The organism is Amycolatopsis ruanii, from assembly GCF_003385175.1.
GTDB lineage: Bacteria > Actinomycetota > Actinomycetes > Mycobacteriales > Pseudonocardiaceae > Amycolatopsis_E > Amycolatopsis_E thermalba.
Map to the genome: position 1 here is coordinate 165,868 of NZ_PQHY01000002.1, position 24,635 is coordinate 190,502.

Below are 24,635 nucleotides of genomic sequence, written 5' to 3' on the forward strand. Positions count from 1 at the left end.
ACCCGAGGAGAACCGATGAGAACCGATCGGGCCGGGCGCCGCCGTCGCCGCTGGGCCTTGCTGGTGTTACCCGTCGTCGCCATGGTCACCGGTGCCGCGCTGGCCGCGCCGGTGTCGGCCGCCACGGTCAGCGCCGACGACGGAGCGAAAGTGGTCACCGAGACCTGGATCGACGACCGGACGGTCGACCTGGAGATCGACTCGCCCGCGCTGGGCCGGACCGGCATGGTGCGGTTGATCGTGCCGGTCAAGTGGCGCGCCGAGCCCGCCCGGACCTGGCCGACGCTGTGGCTGCTGCACGGGTGCTGCGAGCCGGCGGACTACCAGTCGTGGGACCGGTTCACCGACGTGAAGGCGTTCACCGCGGACAAGGACGCGATCGTCGTCATGCCCTCCGACGGCGAGGCCGGCATGTACACGAAGTGGTGGAACTTCGGGCTGAAGTCCACACCGGACTGGGACCGGTTCCACACGGAAGAGGTCCGGCAGATCGTCGAACGCGGTTACCGCGGTGGCACGCGGCGAGCAGTAGCCGGGGTTTCCATCGGTGGGTACGGCGCGCTCGCGTACGCCTTCCTCCACAAGGGAATGTTCGGCGCGGCGGCGTCGTACAGCGGAATTCCGAACACCTTGTTCCCCGGCACGCCCGAGGTGATCCAGGGCATTCTGATCCGGGCAGGGCACTACAACTTCTTCGACCTGTGGGGTGACGAGAAGGCGAGCTGGCCGATCTGGTGGTCGCGCAACCCGTACGACCACATCGACGACCTGCGCGGCACCGCGCTCTACATTTCCTGCGGCGATGGCCGGACCGGCCCGCTCGATCCGCCGGGGCAGTGGGATCCGCTGGAACCGGCGGCGCTGCTCACGTCCCGCAGCTTCACCGACAAGCTGAAGCTGATGGGCGTTCCGGCCACTGTGGACTACTACGGCGCCGGCACGCACAGCTGGCCGTATTGGGAACGGGCACTGCACAACTCGTGGCCGGTGCTCGCTCCGGCTCTTGGTCTGTGAAGGAGGAACGTGTGAAGAACCGTGAGTTCCGGCGTCGGCTGCTGGCCGCGCTGGTGGGTTTGGTGTTGTTCGCGGGTGGCGCGGTGGCGTTTTCGCCGCCGTCCGCGGTCGCCGCGAGCCCGGTGTTGCCGGGTCCGTTCGACGATTCGTTCTACACCCCGCCGTCACCGCTCCCGGCGGGCAGCCCCGGTGACGTGATCCGCTGGCGGCCGACGGTGCCGCTGATGAACGCGGCGAACGCGGACGCGTGGGAGGTGATGTACCTGTCGACGAACGCGTTGGGGGAGCGCAACGCCGTGACCGGCACGGTGCTGGTGCCGAAGGGGGTGGACCGGTCGACGGCGCCGATCGTCGGTTTCGCGGTGGGGACGCAGGGGCCGGCGTTCAAGTGCACCCCGTCGAAGGCCATCGAGCGCGGAACGCTGTACGACCAGCCGGCGATCAACGACTCGTTGTCGAGCGGGTATGCCGTGGCGGTGACGGATTACGAGGGTTACTCGCCGACCACCGTGCCCACGTACATCACGGGCCAGTCGATGGGCCCCGCGGTGATCGACTCGGTGCGCGCCGCGCAGCGGTTGTCGCAGGCTGGTTTGTCCGACGGCGCCAAGGTGATCTTCCAGGGCTACTCGCAGGGCGGCGGGGGTGCGCTGTGGGCGGCGGAGAAGCAGCCGACGTACGCGCCGGAGATGAACCTCGTGGGCGCGGTGGCCGGTGGGGTGCCCGCGGACCTGACCGAGGTGGCGAAGGGGCTGGACGGGTACCTGGGTTTCGGTTTCCTGGCGTTCGCGGCGGTCGGCCTGGACGCGGCGTACCCGGAGCTGCGGCTGGACTCGTACCTGAACGAGACGGGCCGGCAGCAACTCGCGGAGGCCAAGCGGAACGCCTGTGTGGTGGAGCTGCTGACGAACTACGCGTTCAAGAAGATCTCCGATTACACGACGTCGAACCCGCTGGACACGCCCGAGTGGCAGGCGCGCCTGGCGGAGAACAAGCTGGGGGCGGCCCCGCCACGCGTCCCGGTGTTCCAGTACCACGCGGCCCTGGACGAGATCGTCAACACCCCCCAGGCGGAGGCACTGCACAAACGCTACTGCGCGGCGGGCGTGCGGGAGCAGTGGAGCACCTACGTGTCGGACCACCTGAGCGGCATATTCGCCGGCAACGCGGACGCCCACAAGTGGATCGTCGACAGGTTCGCCGGGAAGGAGGCACCGTCGAACTGCTGATGGCGGTGGTGGTCCTTCGTCGGTGAGGCGCCTTCGGAGTGCTGGCGGTGGGTCATGGCCCTTCGCTGGTGAGGCGCCTTGGGGGTGCTGATGATGCCTTGTGCCCTTTGCCAGTGAGGCGCCTGCGAACCCGCTGATCCTGCCTCGTGACCCCGCGCTCTGGGAGCTTTGATCCGCTGGTTGGCTCCGCCAACCGTGAACGTGCTGGGCGGCCCGGTTTTCCCGCCGGGCCGCCCAGCCCTTGCACACCTGGCGACCGCCTGTGGCCGATGAACGGTCCGTTCATCCGCATACGAGTGGTCCACTCACGCAGCGCCGGTGACCGACCCCGGGCTCCGACTCCCCGTCTCAACTCCCTTGGGCGAGTGAGCGGTCCGTTCATTGCTTCACGACTGGTCCACTCGTGCGGCTTGGGGAGCCGGTGCGGTTTCCGCCGCCCCGTCCTCACGCTCCTCGCCGCCGTATGCCGCCGATGAATGGCCCGTTCATTCGCATACGAGTGGTCCACTCACGCGGCCGGGCGACCCATCCCGGGCTCCGACTCCCCGTCTCAACTCCCTTGGGCGAGTGAGCGGTCCGTTCATTGCTTCACGACTGGTCCACTCGTGCGGCTTGGGGAGCCGGTGCGGTTTCCGCCGCCCCGTCCTCACGCTCCTCGCCGCCGGGTGCCGCCGATGAATGGCCCGTTCATCCGCATACGAGTGGTCCACTCACGCGGCCGGGCAACCCATCCCGGGCTCCGACTCCCCGTCTCAACTCCCCCTGGCGAGTGAACGGTCCGTTCATTGCTTCACGACTGGTCCACTCGTGCGGCCAGGGGAGCCGGTGCGGGCTCCGCCGCCCAGCCCTCACGCATCTCGCCGCCGGGTGCTGCCGATGAATGGCCCGTTCATCCGCATACGAGTGGTCCACTCACGCGGCCGGGCGACCCATCCCGGGCTCCGACTCCCCGTCTCAACTCCCCCTGGCGAGTGAACGGTCCATTCATTGCTTCACGACTGGCCCACCCGCCCGGCCAGGGGAGCCGGTGCGGGCTTCGCCGCCCAGCCCTCACGCATCTCGCCGCCGGGTGCTGCCGATGAATGGCCCGTTCATCGCCGTGTGACTGGCCCACTCACCCGTCTCTAGGCGATCCAGCGCGGCGCCGATTGCCTGCCCCAGCTGCCCCGGCCGCGGGTGAACGGTCCATTCACCGTCCTGCGACTGGCCCACTCGCGCCGTCACGAAGTGCCCACCCGCGCAACTACCCAGGCCTCAGCGCAGGTGCCGCGAGAAGAACCGCCCCGCGCTCTCCAGCTCGAAGTGCGGCACGTCGGCGTGCCGGCCGGGGTTGGCGTGCAGGCTCTTCTCCTCCGACGCGAACGCCTCGAACAGCGTCAAGCCCGTCTCGCGTGGGATGAGCTCGTCGTTCCACTGGAGCAGGAACTCGATCGGGATTCGCACGCCTCGCGCGGCCTCCACCAGCAGATCGCCGGCGAGCCCGAACACCGCCGCGGCTATCCGCGGCTCCGCGGCGGCCAACGGGATCCCGATCGCACTGCCCATCGACACGCCCCAGAACCCGACCGGCCCGAACCCCGGCAGCGCGTCCAGCACCCCCTGCCACTCGGGCACGGCCTGCGCCGCCCGCGAGGCGTTGTCCCGCGCGATCTCGTCGAAAACCGGCTCGCCCGCCGCCATCCGCTGCCGGATCAGCGCGCGGGCCCGCTCGTCCTGCTCGGTGCGCGGCCGGTCACCGTGGCCCGGCGCGTCGATGGCCACCACCGAGAATCCGCAGGCCCGCACGAAGTGGTGGGCTCGTGCCACCAACCCCGGGGCCTTCTTGTGCTGCCCGCCGCCGTGTGCCAGGAGCACCAGCGGACCGCCGACGGCGCCAACCGGTGACCAGAACACACCGGTCACATCGCCGAGCGAGAACGAACGTTCCGAGACGCCGTCAGCAGCCGTCTCCGAGGTGAAGCGCATGAGTGATGCCTTTCGGGAGGAGAACCCAACCGGATACCGCGAAAATGGGTCTCACCTCCTCAGGCCGCACGAACGCCGCGACGCTACAACCCGCTCGCCCGTGATCAAAATGATTTTCGAGGTTTGATGACCGGCGCGAGCGGTGGGCACACTGTTCCGGACTAGTCCGATCGGGTGGGCGCCGAGAAGGACGCCGTGCTTGAGTGGCAGGGTGCGGCCCGCGCGGCGCTGGCCGAGGGGATGGCCGGGCAGGGCTCCCGAAAATCACCCCCGCCGAGCCCCCTCCGCGGGTGAGGCCGAACGGACGCCCGGAACCGGCGCCGGGCCCGCCCGGAACCACCGCTCGGCCGCCCGAAACCGCCGCCCGGGCGCCCGGCACCACCCCCAGACCGCCCGGGAACCGCCGCCCCAGGCGCCCGGAACCACCGCCCCGACCGCCCGGGAACCGCCATCCGACCGCCCGGGAACCGCCACCCGACCGCCCGGGAACCGCCACCCGGACACCCGGGAACCGCCGCCCAGACGCCCGGGAACCGCCGCCCAGACGCCCGGGAACCGCCACCCGGACGCCCGGAAGCACCGCCCCGACCGCCCGGGAACCGCCACCCGGACACCCGGGAACCGCCACCCGGACACCCGGGAACCGCCGCCCAGACGCCCGGGAACCGCCGCCCAGACGCCCGGGAACCGCCACCCGGACGCCCGGGAACCGCCGCCCAGACGCCCGGGAACCGCCACCCGGACGCCCGGAAGCACCGCCCCGACCGCCCGGGAACCGCCACCCGGACACCCGGGAACCGCCGCCCGGACGCCCGGGAACCGCCGCCCAGACGCCCGGGAACCGCCGCCCAGACGCCCGGGAACCGCCACCCGGACGCCCGGAAGCACCGCCCCGACCGCCCGGGAACCGCCACCCGGACACCCGGGAACCGCCGCCCGGACGCCCGGGAACCGCCGCCCGGACGCCCGGGAACCGCCGCCCAGACGCCCGGGAACCGCCGCCCAGACGCCCGGGAACCGCCCGAATACCCGGAACCACCGCTCGGCCGCCCGAAACCGCCGCCCGGGCGCCCGGCACCACCGCCCGACCGCCCGGGAACCGCCGCACAGACGCCCGGGAACCGCCGCCGGGCCGCCGGGAACCACCGCCGGGCTGCCGGAACCACCGCCCCGGCCGCCCGGAACCACCGCCGGACGCCCGGCCAGCCGGACGCCCGGCTCACCTCACGACTCCGGCGCCTCCTGCCGATGGTGCCGTCCGCTGGGCGACAGGTGGTGCCGCCACCGCGCGGGCCGATCGGTCTCATGACGGTTGCCCGCTCTCGAGCCGCTGCCCAGGACGTCCGAGGCGGCGATCCACCGCTCCCCGCCGTCCTCGTCGGTCATCGGCACCAGCAGGCCCTCCTCGCCGGTCCGGCACTTCCCGGACACGACACCCACGCGCACGGTCACCTTGTCCGGCCCGTCGTCGTCGCGGTCGAGGTACATCAGCCGGTCCCCGACGCGGAAAGCGTCCGCCTGCAGCTGGTGGTCGTGGGACGTGGTCGTCATCCGGTGCTCCCCTCGCATCGAGCATTCCAACAGCGGGCACCGCCGGGGTCCGGAGCGGGTTCCTCCTCCGCCGTCTGCCTGCCTCCTGGCGACGGCGGAACCCGATGCTAACCGGCGAATGTCCGGAACACGACCCTTCGTCCCCCGGAAACCGTCAGAAATCGTTCGGCCGCACCGGGTCGCGGCCGTCGACGATCGCGCGCGCCAGGTCCGCGACCCGCTGGTTGTGGTCACGCGCGTACCGCCGCAACCCCTCGAACGCAGTGTCCACACCGATCTTGTGCCGTTCGGCGAGCATCCCCTTCGCCTGCTCGATGACGATCCGGCTGTCCAACGCGGTCTGCAGGTGCCGCAACCGCACGCCGAGCTGGTGCAGATCCCGTTGGTGGGCCAGGCGAAGCGCCGCGGCGTGCGCCAGCCGAAGCCCGGTCCCGCCCGCGTTCCCGCCGGCGTCGAACAGACAGAGCGCACCGAAAACCCGGCCGTCCGCCAGAATCGGCAAAGTTTCTACTGAGGAGTAACCGGCTTCCGCGCAGGCAGTGGAAAACCGGGGCCACGGACCACCACCGGATGATCCACTGTGGAGGCATTCGGGCGCGGGCCCCTCGTCGTGTTCGAGCTGGAACCGCACGAGCGCCGGCGCGGCTCCGGTGCCGGCGGTGATCCGCTCCGGCTCCGCCGGGAACGACAGCACCACCCCGGCGTCGCGGGCCGGCCCGAGAACCGCCGCGCGCTCGGCGAGGTCCTGCGCGAACCGGTGCACGTCGAAGTCCTCGGATTCGCGCGCCAGCAGTTCGAGCAGGGCGTCGATCAGTTCGGTGCGCATCGGCCGCCCTCCCGGTGTCCCCAAGCCGTACCCGCCTACCGGTCCGCAGAACTGGGCTGATCGGGTGAACCACGATACGTGGCCGATCGGCTCTGCACCGTTGTTGACCAGCGTTTACGTCCCCAGCGCGGGCGATCGCGCTTGTGTGATATGCGTTACAGTCCTACCGTGTCGCATGACCACCGCGTTCGACACCGCCAGGGCGATCGGCGACGCCGTCCTGTACCACCCGCGGACGCCGGACTTCGGCGTGCTGATGCCGCCGGCGTTCGCGTCGCCGCAGGCCGGTGACTTCGCCGACTGCCGCGTGGAGTGCCTGCTCGAACCGCGCTCGCACGCAGTGCTGCACGTCCGGCTGCGGTTCCTGCAGAGCCAGGAGCGCGTCGTGTGCCGCCGCGGCGCCGACGGCGGGTACGACCCGGTGGCGTCGCTGACCGTGGACGGTACCGAGCACACCACCTGGGACGAGGTGGTCGAGCGCCAGACCGACGCGGTGCTGCCGGTCGCCGAGCTGACCGCCCAGCGCACCTGCGTCCCGTTCGTCGTCGGCGGCGCCGAGCGGACCGAAATCCTCGGCCGGGCCGGGAAACTCGTCCGCCGCAGCTGGTCGGTCACCGGCGAGCTGCGGCTGAGTGCGCGGGTCCTGGGCGGCCGCAACGGGATCCGGTTGCGCGCCGACGTCGTCAACACCACCGAGTGGTACGAGCCGGACTCATCGCGCGAAGAGGCGCTGCGGCACGCGATGTTGTCCGTCCATGTGGTGCTCGCCGTGAACGCCGGCCGGTTCGTGTCGCTGACCGAGCCGCCGCCGTGGGCTCGTGCGGCCGCCGAGCAGTGCGAAAGCCACCGGCTGTGGCCGGTGCTGCTGGGCGACAACGACGCCGCGGTGCTGGCCGCGCCGGTCACCCTGTACGACCACCCGATCCTCGTGCCGGAGAGCGAAGAACGCATCCAGTACCTGCGCCGGGGCATCCCGGAGGACACCTGGTGGGACCCCGGCGCGGTGTGCCCGGAGACCGACGAGGTGGTGGTCGCCGGGGTCGCGGTGTCCGCCGGGAGTCGGGTGCGGCTGCGCGACGGTCTGATCGGGACGGTCCACGCGGTACTGTCCGATGAAGAGGGATACCTGCACCTGGAGATCAAGGTGGGCGATCGGTACCGCTACGCCACCCCGGGCGAGATCGAACCCCTCCCGGTCTGACCGGTCAGGGCGCCAGGTCCGCCGCGTTGTACTTGCACGAGGCGTTCCACAGCAGGAACGAGTCGATCCCGTTGGCCCGCGCCCCGTCCAGCTGCGCGCGGATCTGGTCGCGTCCGTAGTGGACGGACATGCTGAACGCCTGGATCCACGGGATGATCACCGACTGCGTGCCGGCGGCCTTCTCGGCGAACGCCGCCAGCGACCGCTGGGTGATCTCCAGCGGCTGCGACTCCGGATCGGCGACCCCGTACTCGCCCGGACCCCAGTGCGACGGGTAGATCATCGGCGCGATGTAGTCCACCTTGCGTGCCATGGCGGTGATGTCCTGCCCGATCTGCGTCGGCCGGTTGACCGCTATCCCGAACACCGACGCGCCCAGGTACGCGCCCTCGGCCCGCACCGCGTTGCGGCTCTCGGCGAGGAAGTCCACGATCCCCTCCTCCGGCGTGCCCTCCAGTCCGGGGAACCGCAACTGCTCGATCGGGCCCTCGGGCCGCCGCACGTAGTCGTAGAGGATGTCGTCGAACCCGGCCCGCGCGGCTTCCGTCGCCAGCGCGATGTTGTACTCCCGCACCTCGCGGTTGGCGAAGTTGGTGAACGCGTACTCGCCGTACCCGCCCGCCCACGGCTGCCCGTCGGCGCTCTGCACGACCCGGTCGCGCTCGCCGGACTCCCACGACGCCCGCGCCAGGATCGGGTCCCGGAACGCGACGAGCCGCCCGACGACGCGGACCCCCTCCTTGTGCAGCTGCTCGACGACCCCGTGCAGGTCGTAGTAGTTCTTCGCGGCGCCGATCTCCTTCGCGAGCGGCACCTGCGAGGCGTACCCGACCTCGCCGCTCTCGTCCTTGATGTCCAGCTGGACCGTGTCGATCAACCCGTCCCGCGCCATCTGCAGCACCGGTTCGCGCAGCGCCGGCGCCGTCCACGCCACCGCGGTCATGTGCACGCCGCGCATGCCGGGGTGCCGCGCGCGCACCGGGACCCGGCCGGCCGCGCGGTTGCCCGCCGCGTCCTGCGCGCCGATCTCGATCTTCGCCGGGGGAGTCGGGATGGTGACGGTGAAGTTGCCGAACTCGTTGACCTTCACCTCTTCGCCCTGCACCGTGACCTTGTCCGCGCCCTTGGCCGTGCCGCGCAGGGTCACCGGCTTGCGCGGGTCGCTGATCTCGATCGGCTGGAAGGACAGCTCCGGCGCGGTGTTGTCGACGTGGAAGGTGCGGGACACCTCGGCGTCCGGCAGGCCCGGAATCTCGTTCGGCAGCCGGGCGACGAGGGTGTGCTCGCCGTCGCCGACCTTCAGCGGCGGCAGGACCAGCCGGCCACCGTCACGCGCTGTGGTCACCGGCTGGTCGTCCAGGATGACCGTGACCCGATCGAGGTCGCTGTCCCTGGCCGCCAGCACCCGGATGTCCCGCAGCGACTCCGCGTTGGTGGTGACCCCGTCGCCGAGGCCCTGGATGGCCAGCCCGAACGGGAGCGACTGCACCACCGTCGGGGTGGCGGCGATGGCGACCGTGGCGACGATGGCCACGAGGACCAGAACCGCGTTCCGGGACCGTGTCCGCTGCCTGCCCATGTAACCCTCCCGCGCCGGTGTGCCGAGCAGCGGGCACATTCCCCGGATCAGGCGGGTCATTCGGGAATCCATCCCTTCGGGTTACACCCCGTTGCCTCCGCGCTACGGACGGCGCACGTTGGTAGGCGTGACACCCAAGCTGGCTTCCCTCGTCGCGGTCCTGTTCCTGCTCACGGCGTGCACGACGGTCGTCGAGGGCCACCCGCACGAGCAGAGCGACGGCGGCGAGGGGTGGGCCGCGTTCGCCCCGCTGCGCTCGTCCGCCCCGGCGGCGGCCCCGGGCAGGCCCGCCACGGTGCGCGCCAACGAGCTGGGCCGGGTCCCGGTGCTGATGTACCACCGCATCGTGACCGAACCCGAATCGGTCTACGACCGCACGCCGGACGACTTCCGCGCCGAGCTGGAACGGCTCGACCGCGAGGGCTACGTCCCGGTGTCGGCCGCCGACTTCACCGCGGGCCGCATCGACGTCCCGGCCGGCACGCACCCCGTGGTGCTCACCTTCGACGACGGCGACCCGAGCCAGTTCGCGCTCGGCCCGGACGGCAACCCGGTGCCGGGCACCGCCGTCGCGATCATGCTCGACTTCGCCCGCAGCCACCCGCGGTTCCGGCCGGTCGCCACGTTCTACGTCAACGCCGAGCCGTTCGGCGACCCCGGTGGCGCCCGGACCATCCCGTGGTTGCTGGACCACGGTTTCGACGTCGGCAACCACACCAGGACCCACGCGAACCTGCGCGAGGCCGACGAGCAGACCGCGCAGGCCGAGATCGGCGAGCTGGACGCGCTGATCCGGCGGGCCTCGCCGCGGGCGAACCCGACCACGATCGCGCTGCCGTTCGGCATCCACCCGCGGCCCATGGAGCTGGCGTTGCAGGGCGCGGGCTACCGCTACCAGGGCGCGTTCCTGGTCGGCTCGAACCCGTCCGCGTCACCGTTCACCGCCGACTTCGACCCGCTCAACATCCCGCGCATCCGCTCGCAGGGCCCGACGGGTGAGGAGGCCGAATACGGTTCGGCGGTGTGGCTGGACAAGCTCGCGCAGAACGCGGACAGCCGGTACACATCGGACGGTGACCCGGCCCGGATCTCCTACCCGAAGTCGGACACCGACGAGGTGGCCGCGAAGTTCCGGGACCGGGTGAACCCCTACTGACGCCGTTTTCGATAGCCTGGTGCGGTGCCGAACCCGGAGGACGCAGGTCAGGAGAGCACCACCCGCCCGGCGAGGCGGTGGCGGCGGCGGCCCAGGAAACAGCGTCCGTTCTGGGTCGAGCTGCCGATCCTGATCGTCGTCGCGCTGGTGCTGGCGTTCGTGTTCCAGCAGTTCTTCGCGCGGGTGTACACGATCCCGTCGGGGTCGATGGAAACCACGCTGCACGGCTGCGCCGGGTGTTACGGGGACAAGATCCTGGTCGACAAGATCACCTACGACTTCACCGACCCGGAGGCGGGTGACGTCGTGGTGTTCAAGGGCCCGGAGGCGTGGGTGGGCGACGAGGTGACGACCACGCGTTCGGACAACGCGGTGGTGCACTTCCTCCAGGACGTCGGTTCGGTGTTCGGCCTGGCGCCGCCGGACGAGCGCGACTTCGTCAAGCGGATCATCGCCACCGGCGGTCAGACCGTGCAGTGCTGCGACGACCGGAACCGGGTCCTCGTCGACGGCCGGCCGCTGGACGAGCCCTACATACACTGGCAGGACCCGGCGCGCCAGTGGCAGGACTCCTTCCCGCCGGTCCGGGTGCCGGAGGGTTACGTCTGGGTGATGGGCGACAACCGCAACAACTCGTGCGACTCGCGCTGCGAGGAGCAGGGCCCGGTCCCGGTGGACGACCTCATCGGCAAGGTCCGGTTCATCGTGCTCCCACCCGGCCGCTGGGGCACCGTCGACTAGCGACGGGCCAGTGCCGCGTTCGCCATCACGTGCTGCATCAGGATCACCAGCACCTGCTTGGTCGACTCCCGGTCCCGCGCGTCGCACAGCAGGATCGGCACCGTGTCGTCCAGCTCCAGCGCCGCGCGCACCTCCTCGGTGCCGTAGCGGTAGGCGTTGTCGAAGCAGTTGACGCCGACCACGAACGGCAGCCCGCGCCGTTCGAAGAAGTCCACCGCCGGGAAGCAACTCTCCAGCCTGCGCGTGTCGGCGAGCACCACCGCGCCCAGCGCGCCCTGCGCGAGCTCGTCCCACATGAACCAGAACCGGTCCTGCCCCGGCGTGCCGAACAGGTACAGGATCAGCTCGGGGTTGATCGTGATGCGGCCGAAGTCCAGCGCCACGGTCGTGGTGGTCTTGCTCTCCACCCCGGTGAGGTCGTCGATCCCGGCCGAGGCCTGGGTGATCGCCTCCTCCGTGCGCAGCGGGGAGATCTCGCTCACCGAGCCGACCATGGTGGTCTTGCCGACCCCGAAGCCGCCTGCGATCAGCAGCTTCACCACGGTGGCGGAGACGTTCCGCCGGGGCTCAGAGCCTGCGAATGCCATCGAGAACCGCCTGAAGTACGTGTTGTTCCGGGGTGTCGGAGATGGGCTGGGACGTCCGGTAGATCACGTGTCCGCGCTCGATGAGGTCGGCCAGCAGCACCTTCACGATCGGCACCGGCAGGTCCAGGTGCGCCGCGACCTCGGCGACCGACAGCGGCCGCTGGCACAGCCGCACGATCCGGGCGTACTCCGGTGCCATGGTGGCCGCTTCGGCCAGGCCGGGCAGGGCGACCACGAGGGACAGCAGCTGCAGGTCGATGTCACCGGCGTGGGTGCGGCCGCCGGTGATCGTGTACGGCCGGGCGATCGGTCCGGCCGCGTCGTCGAACCAGGTGTCGTCGTCCCGCCTGATCATCATGGCGTGCTTTGCTGCTCAACTCGTGGCGCCGCGCTCAGTGCGGCACCGACCCGCTTGACCATCATGTTCATCGCGTACGCGACCAGACCCATGTCGACGTCCGCGGCGGTCAGCAGCGCGAGGCAGGCGCCGTGCCCGGCCGTGGTGACGAACAGGAACGCGTGGTCCATCTCCACGACGGTCTGGCGCACCGCGCCGCCGCCGAAGTGGCGCCCGGTGCCCTTGGCGAGGCTCTGGAACGCCGACGCCACCGCCGACAGGTGCTCACCGTCCTCTTCGGACAGGTTGGTCGACCGGCCGATCAGCAGGCCGTCGGCCGACAGCACAACCGCCCGGTCCGCTCCCACGACCTGCTGCAGGAGGTCGTCGAGGAGCCAGTCCAGCTCGTTGATTCCCGCGTTCGTCACGTGTGCTCTCCCAGAATGTCGGTGGTGCTCGGATCCTGTTCGCGAGCGCGGCGGGTGCCCTGCTGGAACGCCGAGAGCCGGCTGCGGGCCTGCTCCGGGCTGTCGTCGGGCACGGTGCTGTGGTCGGGCTTCGGGCTGTCGTTGGTGGCGGCGCTGAAGGTCGCGGTCTCCTCGTCCTTCCTCAACTGCGGGGCCAGGTTCTGCTGCCGTCGGCGCCGCGGCAGCGGCGGGCGGTCCGGCGAGATCGGTCCGGCGTGCTGGGGCGGCCGGGCCTGGGGCGGGCGCGTGTCGATCGGCACGCGGGTGTCCAGCGGCGCGCGCAGCGGGATCTGCGGGCGCTGCGGCGGCGTGTGCTGCTGCTGCGGCGCAGGCTCCGGCGGAGCAGCCGGGACCGTGGGGCGGAACAGGTCCACCCGCGCCGTCGGCTCTGCCTGGTGGTGCCCGTTGGTGGCCGGCTCCGGTGGCGCGTCGGCCTCATCGGGCCACCGGTGCGCCGGCGCGCTCTGGGCCGGGACCAGCGCCTCCTCGGGCTGGGCCGCGTCGTCCGGCTGCGGCACCGGAGCCAGCAGCTCGGACCGGACGAGCACGATCGCCCGGGTGCCACCGTAGGCGGAGTCGCGCAGCGTCACCGAAATCCCGTGCCGGGACGCCAGGCGCGCGACCACGAACAAGCCCAGACGCGGTTCCGCGGACAGCGCCATGACGCTGAAGTCCGGCGGCTCGCGCAGCATCGCGTTCAGCTCTTCGGCCTGCTCCGGCTCGATGCCCAGGCCCTGGTCCTCGATCTCGATGACCACGCCCTTGCCGACGACGTCACCGAACACCTCGACGCGCGAGTTCGGCGGCGAGAACGACGTGGCGTTGTCCAGCAGCTCGGCGAGCAGGTGCACCAGGTCGGCGACGACCGGGCCGGCGACCGCGACGTTCGGCAGCTTGCCGACGGTGACGCGCGCGTAGTCCTCGGTCTCCCCGGTGGCGCCGCGGATCAGGTCGGCCAGCGCGACCGGGTTGCGCCACTGCCGTCCCGGCCGCTCGCCGCCCAGGATGATCAGGTTCTCGGCGTTGCGTCGCGCGCGGGTGGACAGGTGGTCCAGGCGGAACAGCATGTCCAGCTGGTCCGGGTCCTCCTGCTTGCGCTCGGCCTCGTCGAGGGCCTTGAGCTGCCGGTGCACCAGCACCTGACTGCGGTGGGCGATGTTGAGGAAGACCTTCTTGGTGCCCTCACGGGTCTTGGCCTCGTCCACGGCGGCCGCGATCGCGGTCTGCTGCGCCTTGTTGAACGCGTCGGCGACCTGGCCGATCTCGTCGTCGCCGTGGTCCAGCAGCGCGACCTCGGTGTCGAGGTCGACGGCCTCACCGGTGCGGACCCGCTCGACCAGCTGCGGCAGCTGCGTCTCGGCGGCCTCCAGGGTCTCCTCGCGCAGCCGGCCCAGCCGCTGGATCAGCCGGTTGGACAGGCGCCACGCGAAGAAGAACACCGCCAGCGACACGATCAGCGCGGCGGCGCCGGCGATGATCGAGGTGACCAGGGTCCGGTCACCGCTGTCCAGGCCGACGTTGGTGGCGTTGGAGCTCTGCTCGATGTAGAGGCCCATCAGCGCGTTGCCGACCTGGGTCGCGGCGTCGCGCCACTGCGCCTCGGGCACGGGCAGCGAATCCTGGTTGCCGCGCAGGAAAGCGTTTTCCACCACGCTCAGCGTGTCCCACGCCGGGCTGGCCAGCAGCGCGTCGTACTTGGCGCGCACCGACGGGATCATCTGCGGGGCGGCGACCGCCAGCTCGGCGTGGTAGGCGCCGACCTGGCTGATGTAGGTGCGGAACTCCTCCTCCGACAGGCCGCGGCCGGCGATTCCGGCGGCCGCCAGCGCGTCACCGCGGGACATCGCGTCGGCCGCGGTGAACAGCGGCATCGCGGTGACGCGGAGGAACGCGGTCTGGGCGTCCGGCGCGCCCTCGGCCACGCCGTTCAGACCGGTGGCGAACTCGTCGATGATGCGGTTGTAGAAGGCGTAGGCCTCGAGCGGGGACGCCTGCCTGCTGTCCACGCGCTGACGCAGCTCGGGCAGCTGGGCGAAGTTCGCGCTGGTCTTGGCGATGCTCTGGCGCACCGACTCCGGGGCGTCGTCGACCATGTCCTGCAGGACGGTGGCCATGCGCGCGGCCGTCGTGTCCGTCTTGGCCCGCGCCTGGATCAGATCCGCGCCCGGGGTGCCGTTGCCGGCCAGCGTGCGCAGGGTCAGCACCCGCTCGGCGCGCACCGCGCCGAAGAAGAGGGCGCCCGGCTCGGCCGAGTCGTGGACCTTCGTCGCGAACTCGCGGGCGTTGACCGCCTGCACGACCAGGTAACCCGCGAGCGCCACGCCGGCGAGCAGCAGGGCGACGCTGGGCACGATCGCGATCGCGAGCACCCTCGACCGGATCGAAGCACGCCGCCTACGTGTTCCGAATACCTTTTTCAACGCTCTGAGGAGCCTTCCCGCAACTCGATGTGATGGCCTCGGCCCCCGGACCCGAGTTGACGCTTCGCACAGGAACCGCAGTGGGTTGTACGACCGGGAGAGTGAACCAGCCCGGACAAGTATGAGTCAACTTCACGTTCTGTCCGCACCGGACGCCTCTCCGTCGAGGTGTCCGGGACTTCGTCAGCCGCGCGGATATTGTCGTCCGGCTATATGATCCCGTTACGCCCGCACTAACGGGGTCGCGCGGATCATCGCCGGACTGTGGAATGCCGAGGCGTTCCGCGGGCGCTATTCCGCCGGATGGTCTTGCCGTTTGCTCCGATTGGTTGCAGCGGTCGGTGCTGCGTCCGTTTCTCCTGTGATATCGCACACCTTTATCGATGAGGGTACCGGGGTTTCCGAACCGGATTCTAGCTGTGGCGCAAGGGGTCCTGGTCGAGCCCGCGGCCGCGGGTCCACTTCGGAGGATCGCGCTGAACAGGCCGTCTCACGGTGGGTGCACGGATTGATCACGTTTCGTGCGCCGAGAACCGTGACGAATCCGACACCGACCGGGCCGCTGTGTGATCGACCGGTCACGTGAGCGGTTATTGCGTCGCGGTTTCTTCTATAGGGTTCGCACATGGTGGTGACGGCGAAGGCGCTGGCCGAGGCGGTGCGGGCCGGGGAAGCGGACCCGGTGCGGGAGACCGAACGGGTGATCGCGGGGATCGAGGCGGCGGACCGGGTCGTGGGCGCGTTCCGCCGGGTGCGCGCGGCGGAGGCGGTGGCCGAGGCGCGGCTCCTGCGGACGCGTGCGGACCTGGCGGAGCTCCCGCTGGCCGGGGTGCCGGTGGCGGTCAAGGACGTGGCCGGGGTCGCGGGCGAGACCGTGACGCGCGGGACCGCCACGGCCGTCCCGGCTGGTTCGGACCACTTGGTCGTGCGGCGGTTGCGGGCGGCGGGGGCGGTGATCGTCGGGATCACGCGCGTGCCGGAGCTGTGCATCTGGCCGATGACCGACTCGCCGGAGGCCGTGACGCGCAACCCGTGGGCGCCGGAGTACACGGCGGGCGGTTCGTCCGGCGGCAGCGCGGCGGCGGTGGCGGCGGGGCTGGTGCCGGTCGCGCACGGCACGGACGGGCTCGGCTCGATCCGGCTCCCGGCGGCGATGTGCGGGCTGGTCGGGATCAAGGCGGGGGCGGACGTGCTGGCCGAGGACGGCTGGTTCGGGATGTCCGCGCACGGCAGCCTGGCCACGACGGTCGCCGACGCGGCGTTGCTGTTGTCGGTGCTGGCGGACCGGCCGGGGCTGGCGGAGGTCGGCGAGCCGGGACGGTTGCGGATCGCGGTGTCGACGGACGTGCCGCTGACGCACGCGCCGGTGCCGCGCTCGTTGACGGCGGCGGTGGAGCGGGTGGCGGAGCTGCTGGCGGCGTCGGGGCACGGGGTCGAGCGGGCGCGGCCGCGGTACGGGGTGGAGCCGGTGGCCGGGATCGTGTCGCGGTGGTTCGCCGGGCCGGCCGAGCAGGCGGCGGGGTTGCCGGTGGAGACGCTGCAGCCGCGGACGCAGCGGCACGTGCGGATCGGGCACGCCGTGCGGCGGCTGGTGACGCCCGGCACCGCCCGCCGGTGGACGGCGCGGGCGGCGGAGTTCTTCGCCCGGTACGACGTCCTGATCACGCCGACGCTGGCGACGCTGCCACCGAAGGCGAGGGCGTGGCACGAGCGATCCTGCCTGGCGAACGCGTTGCCGTCGGTGGCCTTGGCGGGCTTCACGGGCCTGTGGAACCTGTCCGGCTACCCGGCGATGTCCGTCCCGGCAGGCCGCCACCCGAACGGCCTGCCGATCGGCGTGCAGCTGGTGGCCCCACCCGGCGGCGAGGGAAGGCTGCTGGCGCTGGCCGCGGAGCTGGAGAAGAAGAACCCCTGGCCGCGGCTGCCTTAGCGCCGGGCCGGGGGCCGCTCACAAGCGGCCCGGCGCGGTGGGGCGCGATCAACGGCCGCGCGCCCGGGTGGCTGCTGGCAGCCGGCCGTGGCGCGACGGGTGGGATCTGGATGCCCGCAGAGGCTGGGCTGGGTGGGTGCGGTCGCGGGGGCCGGTCTGTTGCCGTGGCCGCAGGGGCTGGGCGGGTGCGGTTGCAGGGCCGGGCCGGCGCGGCCGCACGGGCACGTCCGTTGCCGTGCCCGCCGCCGGATCGCGGCGGCGGTCCCAGGGCGCTCCGCTGGCGCGGAGCGCCCTGGGCGGCAGCTACTTCTTGCTCGACTGGGGCCGCTTCGTGAGCGGCTTGGGCGGCTGCTGCCCTTCCGGCTGCGCCGCGGGACCGGCCAGCGCCGCAGGCGGCTTGCCCGTCACGGGACGGGCGCCTCCGCCGGGCTTGGCTGTAGGGGCCGGCTTCGCGGGGGCGGGCTTTCCGGCCGCCGGGCCGGTCTTGCCGCTGCCCGTGGCAGGGCTGCCCTGGCCGCTCGTGGCGGAGCCGCCGCCCTGCCCGCTCGAACTCGGGCTGCTGCCCCGGCCCCGGCCGGCCGAGCCACCCTGGCCAGCTGCCGCCGGACCGCCTTGACCGCTGCCCGTGGCAGGGCTGCCCTGGCCGCTCGTGGCGGAGCCGCCGCCCTGCCCGCTCGAACTCGGGCTGCTGCCCCGGCCGTCCTGTCCACCAGCGGCCGGACCGCCCTGGCCATCCGCGCCCGGTGCCACCTGCGGCCCGGAAGCGGGGCGACCAGCCGCGCCACCCGCAGCGGGCTTCGCGGCCGGGGTGGGCCTCGCTGCCGCGCCGCCGGCCGTGCCGGCCACACCGCTCCCGGCAGCGGGCTTCGCCGCCGCCGCGCTACCTGCTGCCGCGTTACCCGCCGCCGCGGGCCTTGCTGCCGCGCCGTCGCCCGACGGAGCCGGAGCCGGCCCCGGTCCCGGCCCCGGTCCCGGTCCCGGGGCGGGCTTCACCGCGGGCATCGTCTGCATTCCGTCGCCGCTGGGGGTCTCCGCCGGGCGGCTCAGGTCCACCACGGACTCCTCGCGCAGTGGCTCCAGCGCCGACTGGCTGCGGGCCAGCACCTCGTCGGTCTTGCGGAGCCGTCCGGCGACCTCCGTGCTGATCCGCGTCAGGTGTTCGACCAGCTGGCGCGCCTCGCGTTCGCGCTTCTCCGCCCGCGCGGTCGCTTCCTCGACCAGGCGGCGGGCCCTCGTGGTGGCCTCGTCGACCAGGCGCTTCGCCTCGGCCGTCGCCTCCGCGATGCGTCGCTCGGCCTGCTGCTTGCTCGCCGTCTGCTGGTCGGCGATGTGCTTCTCCAGCGCGGCCCGCTGCGAGGCCATCGACTGCTCGAAATCGTGCTGCACCGTCCGCCGCTTGCGCTCGGCCTCGATGTCCAGCTGCGTCCGCCGCCGCGCTGCCTCCGCCGTCAGCCGCTCGACCTCGGCCTTCGTCGCCTCCAGCGCGCGCTTGTGCTCGGCCTGCAGCGCCTGCCCGTGGGTGTCCAGCTCCGCCAGCAGGCTCTGGTACCGCTCACGCAACCTCCCGGACAGCTCGGTCGTCGCGCTCCAGTGCTCCTCCGCCGCGACCTGCGCCCGCGAAGTGATCTCCTCGGCCCGCATCTCCGCCAGCTCCACCGTGCGCTGCATGCGCTCGTCGAGGTCCTCGATCCGCTCCGGCGGCCGCTTCAGCTCCTCGACCCGGTTCCGCAGCCGCGCGATCTCCCCGCGCGCGCCCTCCAGCTCGCGCGACAGGTTGCCCACCTGGCTCATCGCGTTGTCGCGATCGGCCATCACCCGGCGCAGATTCGCCTCGACGTGATCCAGGTACTGCAGCACCTGCCCGCGGTCGAAGCCGTGCCACACCTGGTTGTACTCACGCCGCAACGGGAGCAGGCTGTCGCGCTCAGAGACCATGCGAAAACCGTACCCGCGCACAGCGTGTTAACACTGTCAGGCCACGCCCGGTGTGTCACTCACCAGTGGAAACCCCTGGTCAGCTTGACGAGCGCGTTCGCCGCGCGGGACAGGTGCCGCTCGCCCTTCCCGATGCGTAGCTCACCACTGCCGCCGGCCGCCGTGGAGTCCGGGAAGACGCGGTAACCCTCGTAGGCCACCGCGTCGACCAGCCCCGGCAGCAGCGTGTACGCCGCCTGGATCAGGTACCCCTCGGGGGTGCCGATGTGCTTGGGCCGGTTCTTCAGCGCCCGCACCACCATGTTCGCGGCCTGGTCCGGCGACTTCGTCGGGAACGCGTCGTAGATCTTCGTCGGCCGGATCATCGGCGTGCGCACCAGCGGCATGTGGATGGTCGTGAACGTGATGCCGTCGCCGTGGGTCTCGGTCGCCGCGATCTTGCTGAAGTAGTCCAGCGCGGCTTTTGACGCCACATAGGCGGAGAACCGCGGCGCGATGCCCTGCACGCCGATCGAGGACACGTTGACGACGTGCCCGAACTTCCGCTCGGCCATGTGCGGCAGCACCGCGAGGATCAGCCGGACCGCGCCGAAGTAGTTGATCGCCATCGCCCGCTCGTAGTCGTGGAAGCGGTCGTAGGACAGCTTGATCGAGCGGCGGATCGACCGGCCGGCGTTGTTGACCAGCATGTCGATGCGGCCGTGCTCGCTCAGCATCTGGTCGACGATCTTGCGCACGGCCTCTTCGTCGGTCAGGTCGGCCGGGTAGATCGAGGCGGATCCACCCGCGGCGATGATCTCGTCCCGGACCTCCGCCAGCTCCGGCTCGCGCCGCGCGACCAGCAGCGGGACACCGCCCTCGGCCGCCACCTTCAGCGCGGTCGCCCGCCCGATGCCCGACGACGCGCCGGTGATGATCACGCGACGGCCGTCCAGCTCACCGCGCGGCCCGTGCTTGCGGGCGCGGAACGGGTCGAGGTGCTCGCGCCAGTACCGCCACAGCGCGGGCGCGTAGTCCTCGATGCGCGGCACGTCGACTCCGCTGGCCGCCAGCTCCTTGCGGGTCGCGGCGGAGGCGAACACCGACGGGAACGACAGCGTGTCCAGCAGGACGGCCGGGATGCCCAGGCGCTCCAGGAACGCATCGCGGGTGATCGTGAACCCGGGCACGTGCTCGCCCAGCCGCGCCAGCTTCAGCAGGCCGCGGGACAGCCGCCGGTCCAGCTCGACGTTGATCGTCGGCGCACCGGCCGCGCGGGCGAAGGCGTTGTAGACGCACACCACCGACTGCGGTTCCGGGCTGACCAGGTGGAACGCGCGCCCGTCCAGCCCGGGCCGGACCACCAGCTCCAGCAGCGCCCTGGCGACGTAGTCGACCGGCACGATGTTCGTGTCACCCAGGTCCGGGCCGACGAGCGGCACGTTCGGCAGCGCGGCGAGCCTGCTGATCGCGGGGAACAGGTAGTAGGGGCCGTCGATCTTGTCCATCTCGCCGGTCTGCGAGTGGCCCACCACCACGGCGGGCCGGTACACCCGCCACGGCACCTCGGACTGCTGCCGCACCAGCCGCTCGGCCTCGAACTTCGTCCGGTGGTAGGGCGTGGGCAGGCGCTGGCCGGTGTCGAACATGTCCTCGGTGAACACGCCCTCGTGGTCGCCGGCCACGGCCACCGACGACACGTGGTGCAGGCAGCCCGCGTCGATTTCGGCGGCCAGGTCGAGCACGTGGCGGGTGCCGTCGACGTTGGCCTTGACGCTCGTCGCGTCGTCGGCGGTGAGGTCGTAGAGCGCGGCCAGGTGGACCAGACCGGCGACCCGCCCGCGCAGCTCGGCGCGCACGTCTACGCCGACGCCCAGGCCCTCGCGCCCGAGGTCGCCCTCGACCAGCGTGACCTTCTCCGGGTGCGGCCAGCCGTTGACCAGGTCGGTCAGCCGCTCCCGCGACTTCTCGCGGACCAGGAGGAACACCCGGTCCACGTCCTCCCTGGCGAGCAGCAGCGGGGTGAACTGACGTCCGATCAACCCGGTCGCACCCGTCACGAGATACCCGGTCATGTGCCTGCCCTCCGCGTCGTCGCCCGGCTGCATTGTGCGCCGGGCTGGCCGCCGTGACCACAGTCATAGTGCACGGGGTCCCCGAAACGATCAGCGGGCGCGAGTAAAGTCGCCTTTACTTGACGGGAACCGGCAGGGCGCTGCCGACGTTGAACCTGATGCAGGTGCCAGTAGATCCAGGAGGATCAGGTGCGATCCACAAGCAACCCAGCGTTCCGCAACTTGCCCACCGGCGGCGCGGGATACGGCTCCTACGGGCCGAACGTAGGCTTCAACCAGCCCCAGGGCATGCCCGGTTACGGGATGCCGTCGGGCCACGGCGCGCAGCAGGCGCCGGCGACCGAACGCCCCATGACCGTCGATGACGTCGTCATCAAGACCGGGATGAGCCTCGGTGTCGCCCTGATCACCGGTGTCCTCGCGGCGATCTGGGCCCAGAGCCAGGCCGACGCGAACGCGCTCGGCCCGGTCCTCGGGCTGATGCTCGGCGGCATGATCGTCGGCCTGGTGCTGTCGCTGATCATGATCTTCCGGCAGAAGCCGAGCGGCCCGATGACGCTGCTGTACTCGGCGGCCGAGGGTGTGTTCCTCGGTGCGATCACCGGGCTCTTCGAGATGCTCTACCCCGGCATCGCCCTGCAGGCGATCCTGGGCACCGCCGGTGTGTTCATCGGCATGCTGGTCGTCTACAAGACCGGCGCGGTCAAGGTGACGCCGAAGCTCACCAAGTGGATCATCGGCGCCCTCGTCGGCGTCATGATCCTGATGCTCGCCAACCTCGTGCTCGGCCTCTTCGGCGTGAACATGGGCCTGCGGGACGGTGGCGCGCTCGCCATCATCTTCAGCCTCGTGGTCATCGGCGTCGCGGCGTTCTGCCTGCTGCTCGACTTCGACGCGGCCGACCAGATGATTCGGGCGGGCATGCCGGCCAAGTGGGCGTGGTTCGCCGCGTTCGGCCTGATGACCACCCTGGTCTGGCTCTACCTGGAGATCCTGCGCTTGCTGTCGTACCTGCAGAACGACTAGTAGTTCGGCCCGCAGAAGGACACCCGGTGACCAACCGGGTGTCCTTTTGTTGTGTCGTCACCCTTTCGGTGGGCCGGTGATCGTTGTGTTGACTACGCAGTGTTGGATACGGGCACTACTGTCTCGTTTACATCTGTGAGGTTCGTGTGAGCGTCCCCCCACCGCCGGCTGCGCCTGGAGGGCAGCCGGCGCCGTTCGGCAACCAGCCGCCCGCCGGCAACCAGGGCGCTCCCGGCGCGTTCGGCCCGCCTCCCGGTCAGCCGGGCCAGCCGGGCCAGTCCGGTCAGTTCGGCCAGCCCGGCCAGTTCGGGCCGCCGCCCGGGCAGCCCGCGGGCGCCCCGCCGGCCTTCCCGCCGCCGGGACAGCCCGGACAGCCCGGCGCGTTCGGGCCGCCCCCGGGGCAGCCGTTCGGCCCGCCGCCCGGCCAGCCCGCCAAGAAGAAGCTGACCTGGCTCCGCTTCGTGATCCCGGCGGTGGTGATCGTGCTGGCGGTCGGTAGCTGGGTCGTGTCGCGTCAGTTCGGCGCGGCCGGCGCCGAGGTCGGCGACTGCCTGCACATCGAGAAGTTCGAGCGCGGTGAGAGCCCGGACCGCATCGACTGCTCGGACGACAGCGCCAACGTCAAGATCGCGGCCAAGCTCGACAGCCCGTCCGCGAGCTGCCCGACCACCGACTACGACGAGTACAGCGTCACCGGCCGCGGTTCGTACAAGCTCTGCCTGATGATCAACGCCCACGACGGTGACTGCTTCGCCAACGTGATGTCCGGCAGTGACGGCTACAAGCGGGTCCCGTGCACCGACCCGACGGCGGAGGTCGAGTTCGTCAAGGTCGTCACCGGCCAGGCCGACGAGGCCGTGTGCGAGGGCCTCGAGGTCGACGGCGCGCTGACCTACCCCGAGCCCGCCACCACGTTCTGCCTGGTGGCCAAGAACGGCGCCAGCGCCTGATCCACGCGCGAAAAGGGCCCGGCCGCACCTGCGACCGGGCCCTTTCTCGTGGCTGGGGTCAGCTGAGCCGCTCGATGACCATCGCCATGCCCTGGCCGCCGCCGACGCACATCGTCTCCAGGCCGAACTGCTTGTCGTGGTGCTGGAGCGAGTTGATGAGCGTCGAGGTGATGCGGGCGCCGGTCATGCCGAACGGGTGGCCCACGGCGATCGCGCCGCCGTTGACGTTCAGGCGCTCGATGTCGATGCCCAGGTCCTTGTAGGACGGGATGACCTGCGCGGCGAACGCCTCGTTGATCTCCACCAGGTCGATGTCGCCGATCGACATCCCGGCGCGGGCCAGCGCGCGCTGCGACGCCTCGACCGGGCCGTAGCCCATGATCTCCGGCGACAGGCCCGACACGCCGGTCGACACGACCCGCGCCAGCGGCGTGATGCCGAGCTGCTTCGCCTTGGTGTCGGACATGATCACCAGCGCGGCGGCGCCGTCGTTGAGCGGGCAGCAGTTGCCCGCGGTGACCCGGCCGTCCGGGCGGAACACCGGCTTCAGGCCGGACACACCCTCGATCGTCACGCCGGCGCGCGGGCCGTCGTCCTTCGACACGACCGTGCCGTCGGGCAGGGTGACCGGCGTGATGTCCTTGGCCCAGAACCCGTCGGCGATGGCCTTCTCGGCCAGGTTCTGCGACCGCACGCCGAACTCGTCCATCTCCTCGCGGGAGACGTTCTTCAGGCGGGCGAGGTTCTCCGCGGTCTGGCCCATCGCGATGTAGACGTCGGGCAGCTCGCCGTTCTCCCGCGGGTCGGTCCAGGTGTCGCTGCCCTCGGCCGCGGTCTTCGCGGTGCGGGCCTCGGCGTCGGCGAAGATCGGGTTGTGCGTGTCGGGCCAGGAGTCCGAGCTGCCCTTGGCGAACCGCGACACCGTCTCCACCCCGGCGGAGATGAAGACGTCACCCTCGCCGGCCTTGATCGCGTGCAGTGCCATCCGGGTGGTCTGCAGGCTGGAGGAGCAGTAGCGGGTGATGGTGCAGCCGGGCAGGTGGTCGTAGCCGAGCTGGACCGCGACGGCGCGGCCCATGTTGAAGCCCGACTCGCCGCCGGGCAGGCCGCAGCCGAGCATGAGGTCGTCGATGTCCTTCGGGTCCAGCTGCGGCACCTTGTCCAGGGCGGCGCGGACCATCTGGACGGCCAGGTCGTCCGGCCGCATGCTCACCAGCGAGCCCTTCCCGGCGCGGCCGATCGGGGAACGCGCGGCGGAGACGATGACGGCTTCAGGCATGGCGGGACACTCCTTCGGGTCGGGCTAAGCGCGTGCTTACCTACATCCTGCCCCTTTCGCGCGCGCGGTCAAACCCCTACGCGACGACGGCCACGATGGCGCGCCCGCTTCACCCGGGTCCCGATGACCCGGGGAAGGTGGAAGTTGCCGGAGCACCTGCGCGCCCGGCCGTCGAGGACAGCACCGCCGCCGCGCGGCACTACAGCCCGGCCACCCCGCCCGGTGGCCTCGACGCCGTCCCGCCCTCACCCGACCGCGGGGCTAGATGAGTAATTCCGATCTCGGTTAGTGGTCGTAGGCGGTGAGGGATCGGGTGGTGGGTTGGCCGGTGGCGCGGTTGTGCCAGATCGCCGCGGTCAGGGCCAGGAGACGTTGGGCGATGCGGATG

Annotated in this window: 18 protein-coding genes and 2 pseudogenes; 8 read left to right on the forward strand and 12 right to left on the reverse strand. The window is 71.5% G+C overall.

All coding sequences use genetic code 11. From position 1 onward, the window contains the following. Positions 1-15 precede the first annotated feature (15 nt). Both D0D28_RS01880 and D0D28_RS01885 read left to right on the forward strand, forming a co-directional pair. Positions 16-1,014, forward strand: coding sequence for an alpha/beta hydrolase (locus D0D28_RS01880; protein ID WP_094004660.1), 999 nt, complete (start codon positions 16-18; stop codon positions 1,012-1,014). A gap of 11 nt (positions 1,015-1,025) precedes the next feature. Next, entirely contained in the window at positions 1,026-2,243 is a 1,218-nt protein-coding gene (locus D0D28_RS01885; RefSeq protein WP_094004661.1) for a lipase family protein, read from the forward strand. A gap of 1,254 nt (positions 2,244-3,497) precedes the next feature. Here the strand turns inward: D0D28_RS01885 and D0D28_RS01890 are convergent. The 3 genes from D0D28_RS01890 to D0D28_RS01900 form a co-directional block, all read right to left on the reverse strand. Further along, entirely contained in the window at positions 3,498-4,208 is a 711-nt protein-coding gene (locus tag D0D28_RS01890; protein ID WP_116109482.1) for an alpha/beta fold hydrolase, read from the reverse strand. Between the two features lie 1,224 nt (positions 4,209-5,432). Further along, positions 5,433-5,759: a hypothetical protein gene (locus tag D0D28_RS01895; protein WP_094004663.1), complete on the reverse strand. Its 327-nt coding sequence runs from the start codon at positions 5,757-5,759 to the stop codon at positions 5,433-5,435. A 154-nt stretch (positions 5,760-5,913) separates the two neighbouring features. Beyond that, complete coding sequence (locus tag D0D28_RS01900; protein ID WP_094004664.1) at positions 5,914-6,585, reverse strand: GAF and ANTAR domain-containing protein; 672 nt, start codon at positions 6,583-6,585, stop codon at positions 5,914-5,916. Positions 6,586-6,760: 175 nt separating this feature from the next. Here D0D28_RS01900 and D0D28_RS01905 point away from each other — a divergent pair, with 175 nt between their 5' ends. Further along, positions 6,761-7,786, forward strand: a complete 1,026-nt coding sequence (locus D0D28_RS01905; protein WP_116109483.1) for a hypothetical protein — start codon at positions 6,761-6,763, stop codon at positions 7,784-7,786. A 4-nt stretch (positions 7,787-7,790) separates the two neighbouring features. Here D0D28_RS01905 and D0D28_RS01910 read toward each other — a convergent pair whose 3' ends face one another. Beyond that, complete coding sequence (locus D0D28_RS01910; RefSeq protein ID WP_240323039.1) at positions 7,791-9,425, reverse strand: putative glycoside hydrolase; 1,635 nt, start codon at positions 9,423-9,425, stop codon at positions 7,791-7,793. Positions 9,426-9,492: 67 nt separating this feature from the next. On the opposite strand from D0D28_RS01910, the gene D0D28_RS01915 reads away from it, so the two are divergent. Then, positions 9,493-10,521 (forward strand): polysaccharide deacetylase family protein, encoded by a 1,029-nt coding sequence (locus tag D0D28_RS01915; protein WP_116109484.1) that lies wholly within the window; start codon positions 9,493-9,495, stop codon positions 10,519-10,521. Positions 10,522-10,545: 24 nt separating this feature from the next. Continuing rightward, positions 10,546-11,256, forward strand: a pseudogene (lepB, locus tag D0D28_RS01920) (signal peptidase I); the annotation flags it as partial. A gap of 2 nt (positions 11,257-11,258) precedes the next feature. On the opposite strand, the gene D0D28_RS01925 reads toward lepB, so the two are convergent. The 4 genes from D0D28_RS01925 to D0D28_RS01940 are packed head-to-tail and all read right to left on the reverse strand — an operon-like array spanning position 11,259 to position 15,022. Then, positions 11,259-11,849: a GTP-binding protein gene (locus tag D0D28_RS01925; protein WP_094004668.1), complete on the reverse strand. Its 591-nt coding sequence runs from the start codon at positions 11,847-11,849 to the stop codon at positions 11,259-11,261. Further along, positions 11,830-12,204, reverse strand: a complete 375-nt coding sequence (locus tag D0D28_RS01930) for a DUF742 domain-containing protein (RefSeq protein ID WP_017984828.1) — start codon at positions 12,202-12,204, stop codon at positions 11,830-11,832. Before D0D28_RS01930 ends, D0D28_RS01925 begins: the two co-directional genes overlap by 20 nt. Further along, positions 12,204-12,614 (reverse strand): roadblock/LC7 domain-containing protein, encoded by a 411-nt coding sequence (locus D0D28_RS01935; RefSeq protein ID WP_020421504.1) that lies wholly within the window; start codon positions 12,612-12,614, stop codon positions 12,204-12,206. Before D0D28_RS01935 ends, D0D28_RS01930 begins: the two co-directional genes overlap by 1 nt. Continuing rightward, positions 12,611-15,022, reverse strand: coding sequence for a sensor histidine kinase (locus D0D28_RS01940; protein WP_116109486.1), 2,412 nt, complete (start codon positions 15,020-15,022; stop codon positions 12,611-12,613). Before D0D28_RS01940 ends, D0D28_RS01935 begins: the two co-directional genes overlap by 4 nt. A gap of 676 nt (positions 15,023-15,698) precedes the next feature. On the opposite strand from D0D28_RS01940, the gene D0D28_RS01945 reads away from it, so the two are divergent. Continuing rightward, the gene (locus tag D0D28_RS01945; RefSeq protein WP_205413166.1) at positions 15,699-17,003 is read left to right on the forward strand and encodes an amidase family protein; all 1,305 of its coding nucleotides are present in this window, start codon (positions 15,699-15,701) and stop codon (positions 17,001-17,003) included. A gap of 303 nt (positions 17,004-17,306) precedes the next feature. Here D0D28_RS01945 and D0D28_RS36475 read toward each other — a convergent pair whose 3' ends face one another. Together D0D28_RS36475 and D0D28_RS01955 are read right to left on the reverse strand one after the other, a co-directional pair. Next, complete coding sequence (locus D0D28_RS36475) at positions 17,307-18,938, reverse strand: cell division protein DivIVA (protein WP_240323040.1); 1,632 nt, start codon at positions 18,936-18,938, stop codon at positions 17,307-17,309. A gap of 59 nt (positions 18,939-18,997) precedes the next feature. Then, positions 18,998-20,992, reverse strand: coding sequence for an SDR family oxidoreductase (locus D0D28_RS01955; protein WP_116109499.1), 1,995 nt, complete (start codon positions 20,990-20,992; stop codon positions 18,998-19,000). A gap of 189 nt (positions 20,993-21,181) precedes the next feature. Between D0D28_RS01955 and D0D28_RS01960 the strand changes: the two genes are divergently transcribed. Together D0D28_RS01960 and D0D28_RS01965 are read left to right on the forward strand one after the other, a co-directional pair. Continuing rightward, positions 21,182-22,018 carry a Bax inhibitor-1/YccA family protein gene (locus D0D28_RS01960; protein ID WP_094004671.1) on the forward strand — a complete coding sequence of 279 codons (837 nt, stop codon included), beginning with the start codon at positions 21,182-21,184 and terminating at the stop codon, positions 22,016-22,018. Positions 22,019-22,164: 146 nt separating this feature from the next. Beyond that, the gene (locus D0D28_RS01965) at positions 22,165-22,968 is read left to right on the forward strand and encodes an LppU/SCO3897 family protein (protein WP_094004672.1); all 804 of its coding nucleotides are present in this window, start codon (positions 22,165-22,167) and stop codon (positions 22,966-22,968) included. 58 nt (positions 22,969-23,026) lie between these two features. On the opposite strand, the gene D0D28_RS01970 is transcribed toward D0D28_RS01965, so the two are convergent. Together D0D28_RS01970 and D0D28_RS36480 are read right to left on the reverse strand one after the other, a co-directional pair. Then, positions 23,027-24,247, reverse strand: a complete 1,221-nt coding sequence (locus tag D0D28_RS01970; protein WP_116109487.1) for an acetyl-CoA C-acetyltransferase — start codon at positions 24,245-24,247, stop codon at positions 23,027-23,029. A 285-nt stretch (positions 24,248-24,532) separates the two neighbouring features. After that, positions 24,533-24,635, reverse strand: a pseudogene (locus tag D0D28_RS36480) (IS982 family transposase); the annotation flags it as partial.